Raw genomic sequence first — 4,594 nt, 5'->3', positions numbered from 1 at the left:
GCGCCCCGGCGGCTCCCGGGCAGCCCGCGGGAGCGCACGCCGCCTCCGAGCCCCGGGCGTAGGGCGCGCGGCGCCCGGCCCGCGCCTCGGCGGCGGAGCCCACCCGGTCCCCGGGGTGCGCTGTCCACAGGCACGCAGGGGGAATCGACACCGCGCCCGGTGCCCACTAGACTGGGCGGGTCTGTGCGCCGCCGGAGAAGCCGACGGGACGCAGACGCGCATACACCCTCCTGCCGCGGAACGACCGCGGCCGTGAAGACCAGAGGAGGTGGGTTATACGTGCGTCACTACGAGGCAATGATCATCCTCGATCCGGAGCTCCAGGAGAGCTCGCTCGGTGCCACCATTGAAAAGCTGCTCAAGGTGATCCCCGCGGACGGCGGAACCGTCGACAACGTGGACATCTGGGGCCGTCGCCGCTTCGCCTACGAGATCCAGAAGAAGACCGAGGGCTACTACGCCGTCGTCGACTTCCACGCGGAGCCCGCAACGACGAAGGAACTCGACCGCCAGCTGGGGCTCAACGAGTCCGTGCTGCGCGTGAAGATCCTCCGCCCCGACGCGAAGTAAGACCATCCGCCCGGAATCCGGGCACCCCTGACCCGTAAGGAGCCGCCATGGCCGGCGAAACCATCATCACCGTCGTCGGGAACCTCACCGCTGATCCGGAGCTCCGGTTCACGCCCAATGGCCCGGCAGTCGCCAACTTCACGGTGGCCTCCACTCCGCGCACCTTCGACCGCCGCACCAACGAGTTCAAGGACGGGGAGACGATGTTCCTCCGCTGCTCGGTGTGGCGCGAGGTCGCGGAGAACGTCGCGGAGTCGCTGTCCCGCGGTTCCCGCGTCATCGTCCAGGGCCGGCTGCGCTCGCGCACCTTCGAGACGAAGGAGGGAGAGCGCCGCACGGTGTTCGAACTCGACGTCGACGAGGTGGGCCCGAGCCTGCGCTACGCCACTGCGAACGTGACGAAGAAGGAGCGCTCCGGCGGCTTCAACGGCGGCGGTCAGGGCGGCGGCCAGTCCGGCCAGGGCTTCGGCGGAGGCAACTCCGGCGGCGGCTGGGGCCAGAACTCCGGCGGGGGCAACTCCGGCGGGAACTGGGGCCAGGGAGGCCAGAACCAGGGCGGATACGGTCAGGGCAATCAGGGCGGCTACGGCTCAGGCCAGCCCGCGGAGGATCCGTGGGCGTCGTCCAATCCCCAGAACGGCGGCGGGTGGGGCAACACCACCAACGACGAGCCCCCGTTCTGATCGACACACACTTTTCAACAGGAGAACACCATGGCAAAGCCGGATACCCGGAAGCCGATCAAGAAGAAGGCGAACCCGCTCAAGCCGGGCGAGGCCGCTTCGATCGATTACAAGGACACCGCAACCCTGCGCAAGTTCATCTCTGACCGCGGCAAGATCCGTGCCCGCCGCGTCACGGGTGTGACGGTGCAGGAGCAGCGCGTCATCGCCAAGGCAGTCAAGAACGCCCGCGAAATGGCCCTGCTGCCCTACACGGGCTCGACCCGCTGATTCGAAGGGGGAAGCAGACATGGCTACCAGGAAGCTCATTCTCAGTCAGGAAGTCGACGGCCTCGGTGCCGCCGGCGACGTCGTCGAGGTGAAGGCGGGCTACGCCCGCAACCTCCTGCTCCCGCGCGGCTGGGCCACCCCGTGGTCCCAGGGCGCGCAGAAGCAGATCGACTCGCTGCGCCGCGCCCGCCAGGCCCGCCAGCTGGCGGACCACGACGAGGCGATCGCGCTCAAGGGCACGATCGAGTCGACGACCGCGCGCGTGGAGATGAAGGCCGGCAAGGGTGGTCGCCTCTTCGGCGCCGTCACCCCCGCCCTCGTCGCCGAGGCGCTGTCGAAGGCCACCGGCCACACGTTCGACCGGCGCCAGGTGGCGCTCGGCCAGCACGTGAAGTCGACCGGCTCCTACACCGCCACCGTGCGCGTGCACGACGAGATCACGGCGAACGCGAAGTTCGACGTCATCGGCAAGGCGTGATGCGCTGAGCGCATCCGCCGCCGGCGGTATGAGGCGCCCGGACCCCACGGGGTCCGGGCGCTTTCGCGTGCCCACCCCGGGCGGCCGCCGAACCGGATTGTCACCGGCCGGGGGGGGGACGGCCGCCGCCCGGGGGCGCACGGCCGAGCGGGGAGGCGGAGCGGGTGCGGGGCACGTCGGCGCGCACGCGCGAGGAGCGGACCGCGGGGTGGAAGAATATCCGCATGACCGCACCCTCCGATCGACCGGGCGGCGCCGAGGCGCTGCCCGAGCGACCCTCCTCTCCGCCGGCGCCCCGGGCACCGGCCGGCCCCGCAAACGCCCGGGCCGGTTTCGCCCCCCAGGATCACGGCCAGGACCCGCCCGCGGGACGCCCGACGACGGGGGCTGCACGGCGCGCTGAGCCCGCCGGCCCCTCGGCGCCCCCCGATGCCGGGGACGAGGCCGAGCGCGCCGCCGGCCTGCGCCGGATGCGCATCATCGCCACCGGCCTGCTCGTCCTCGCGGCCCTCGTCTTCGTCTCCATGCACGTCTTCACCGACGTCCACGGCTTCTGGGGCTTCGTCGCCGCGGGCGCCGAGGCGGCCATGGTGGGCGCGATCGCCGACTGGTTCGCCGTCACCGCCCTGTTCCGCCACCCCCTGGGCCTGCCGATCCCGCACACCGCGATCATCCCGCGCAAGAAGGACGTGCTGGGCGAGAGCCTGTCGACGTTCGTGGCGCTGAACTTCCTCAAGGCCTCGACCGTGGCCCCGAAGATCCGCTCGGCGCGCGTCACCCAGCGGGCGGGCCAGTGGCTGCTCGCACCCGACCACCAGGACCTGCTCGTGGCCCGGGCCGGCCAGGGACTCGAGTACGTGCTGGGCCGCGTGGACGACGGCGCCATCGAGGCCCTCACCCGCAATGTGCTCATCCCCAAGCTCGTCGCCACGCACAAGACCCCCGTGCTCGCGCGGCTCATCGCGGAGATCGTCGAGGACGGTGCCCACCACCGCCTCGTCGACCTCATCGTCGCCGAGGCCCACGTGTGGCTCGAGGCCAATCCGCACGTCATCGACGAGATCGTCGCCCAGCGCAGTCCGGAGTGGATGCCGCGCTTCGTCAACGACACGCTGTCCAACCGGCTGCGCCGCGAGGTGCTCGGCTGGGTCGCAGCGGTGCGCGACAGCCGTGAGCACAAGGCGCGCCAGGCGCTCGACCGGTGGCTGCTCGAGCTCTCCGGTGCCCTGGCGCAGGACACCTCGATCGCGCGGCGCACGGAGGGCGTCCTCGACGACCTCCTGCGCGAGGAGGGCGTCGTGCACTCCGTGCTCGACATCTGGGGCTCGCTCAAGCGGCTGCTGCGCTCCGCGGTGCTCGAGGACGGCGGCGAGGTCCACGCCCGGATCCGCTCGCTGCTCGACGACGTCGCGGTGCGGATGACGAGCGACGAGGCGTTCGCGGACCGGCTCAACGACCAGCTGGCCACCGCGGCGGGCGACCTCGCGGAGTCGTTCGGAGCGGAGATCGCGAGCGTCATCTCCGACACGATCGCCTCGTGGGATGCCCGGGAGGCCGCGGAGAAGATCGAGCTCTACGTCGGCAAGGACCTCCAGTACATCCGTATCAACGGCACCGTGATCGGCGCCCTCGTGGGCATCGTCATCCACGCGTTCACCCTGCTGCTGCCCGCATGAGCCCGGGCGCCGATGACGCCGCCGAGCTCTCCGCGTCCGCCGCGCGGGCCGCGCTGAGCTCCGGGCCCGATGCGCTGGCCGGCCTGGGGGCGGGCCTCGCGGCTGCGGGGCTGGACCCCGCCCAGCGCGCGGCCGTGCTCGCGGCGGTGGGCGGGGCGGCCGAGGAGGCGACCCGGCTGCGCCAGCGCGGCGCCGAGCTCACCGCCCTGGCCGAGAGCGCCCGCATCCTCGCCACGGAGACGGACGTCGACGCCGTGCTCGCCCATGTGGTGCGCATGGCGCACGACCTGGTGCTCTCCGACGTCGCCTACCTCTCCGCGTTCGACCCGCAGACCGGTGAGCTGCGCGTGCGCGCCACCCATGGGGTCGTCACCGACGACTTCGCGCGCATCCACGTGCCGGCGGGAATCGGGCTGGCCTCGCTCATCGCCACGACCCGGCGGCCGCAGGCGATCGCGGACTACCGCGCCTCGGAAGCGATCGCGCACTCGCCGCAGATCGACCGGGCGATGGAGGGCGAGGCGATCGCCTCGATCGTGGGCGTGCCGCTCATCGCCGGTGAGGAGCTGCTGGGCATCCTCTTCGCGGGCGTGCGCCGCAGACACGAGTTCCGCCCGGCCGAGCTCGCGATCCTCAGCGCACTCGCCGACCACGCCGCGATCGCGCTGTCGCGCTCGCACAGCTTCCGCGAGCTGCGCGCCACCGTCACCCGGGCCCAGGCGAGCCAGGCCCGCCGCGACGCGGAGGCCAGCGCGGAGCGCGAGCTCGCCGCGCGCGTCGATGCCCTCTTCGAGCTCGTGCTCGCCGATGCCCACCCGGCCGAGCTCGTCCGCGCGCTCGGCGCGGCCCTCGGGCTGCCCGCGACGCTCGTGGCCGGCGACGACGCGGCCACGGCGCTGCCGGTCACCTCGACGCTG

The 4,594-nt window shown here is 72.5% G+C and carries 6 protein-coding genes; all 6 read left to right on the top strand.

All coding sequences use genetic code 11. The annotated features are described in order from the left end of the window. Positions 1–279: 279 nt before the first annotated feature. A complete protein-coding gene (gene rpsF, locus GSY69_RS13500) occupies positions 280–570 on the top strand; it encodes a 30S ribosomal protein S6 (RefSeq protein WP_160954351.1) in 291 nt (96 codons plus the stop codon). Positions 571–617: 47 nt separating this feature from the next. Further along, positions 618–1,253, top strand: a complete 636-nt coding sequence (locus tag GSY69_RS13495; protein WP_160954350.1) for a single-stranded DNA-binding protein — start codon at positions 618–620, stop codon at positions 1,251–1,253. A 30-nt stretch (positions 1,254–1,283) separates the two neighbouring features. Continuing rightward, positions 1,284–1,523, top strand: coding sequence for a 30S ribosomal protein S18 (gene rpsR / locus GSY69_RS13490; protein WP_160954349.1), 240 nt, complete (start codon positions 1,284–1,286; stop codon positions 1,521–1,523). Between the two features lie 19 nt (positions 1,524–1,542). Beyond that, on the top strand, positions 1,543–2,001 hold the full coding sequence (gene rplI, locus GSY69_RS13485) for a 50S ribosomal protein L9 (RefSeq protein WP_160954348.1): 459 nt from the start codon (positions 1,543–1,545) through the stop codon (positions 1,999–2,001). Positions 2,002–2,225: 224 nt separating this feature from the next. Next, positions 2,226–3,677, top strand: coding sequence for a DUF445 domain-containing protein (locus GSY69_RS13480; RefSeq protein ID WP_235936567.1), 1,452 nt, complete (start codon positions 2,226–2,228; stop codon positions 3,675–3,677). After that, on the top strand, positions 3,674–4,594 hold a 921-nt coding region (locus GSY69_RS13475; protein WP_160954347.1), incomplete at its 3' end, for a GAF domain-containing protein. The genes GSY69_RS13480 and GSY69_RS13475, both read left to right, overlap by 4 nt.

Source organism: Brevibacterium rongguiense (assembly GCF_009857845.1).
GTDB lineage: Bacteria > Actinomycetota > Actinomycetes > Actinomycetales > Brevibacteriaceae > Brevibacterium > Brevibacterium rongguiense.
This window is presented reverse-complemented; position numbering and strand designations above follow the sequence as displayed.

Coding starts and splice junctions, on each gene's coding strand:
- GSY69_RS13495 (WP_160954350.1), top strand. CDS start 618: ATGGCCGGCGAAACCATCATCACCGTCGTCGGGAACCTCACCGCTGAT.
- rpsR (WP_160954349.1), top strand. CDS start 1,284: ATGGCAAAGCCGGATACCCGGAAGCCGATCAAGAAGAAGGCGAACCCG.
- rplI (WP_160954348.1), top strand. CDS start 1,543: ATGGCTACCAGGAAGCTCATTCTCAGTCAGGAAGTCGACGGCCTCGGT.
- GSY69_RS13480 (WP_235936567.1), top strand. CDS start 2,226: ATGACCGCACCCTCCGATCGACCGGGCGGCGCCGAGGCGCTGCCCGAG.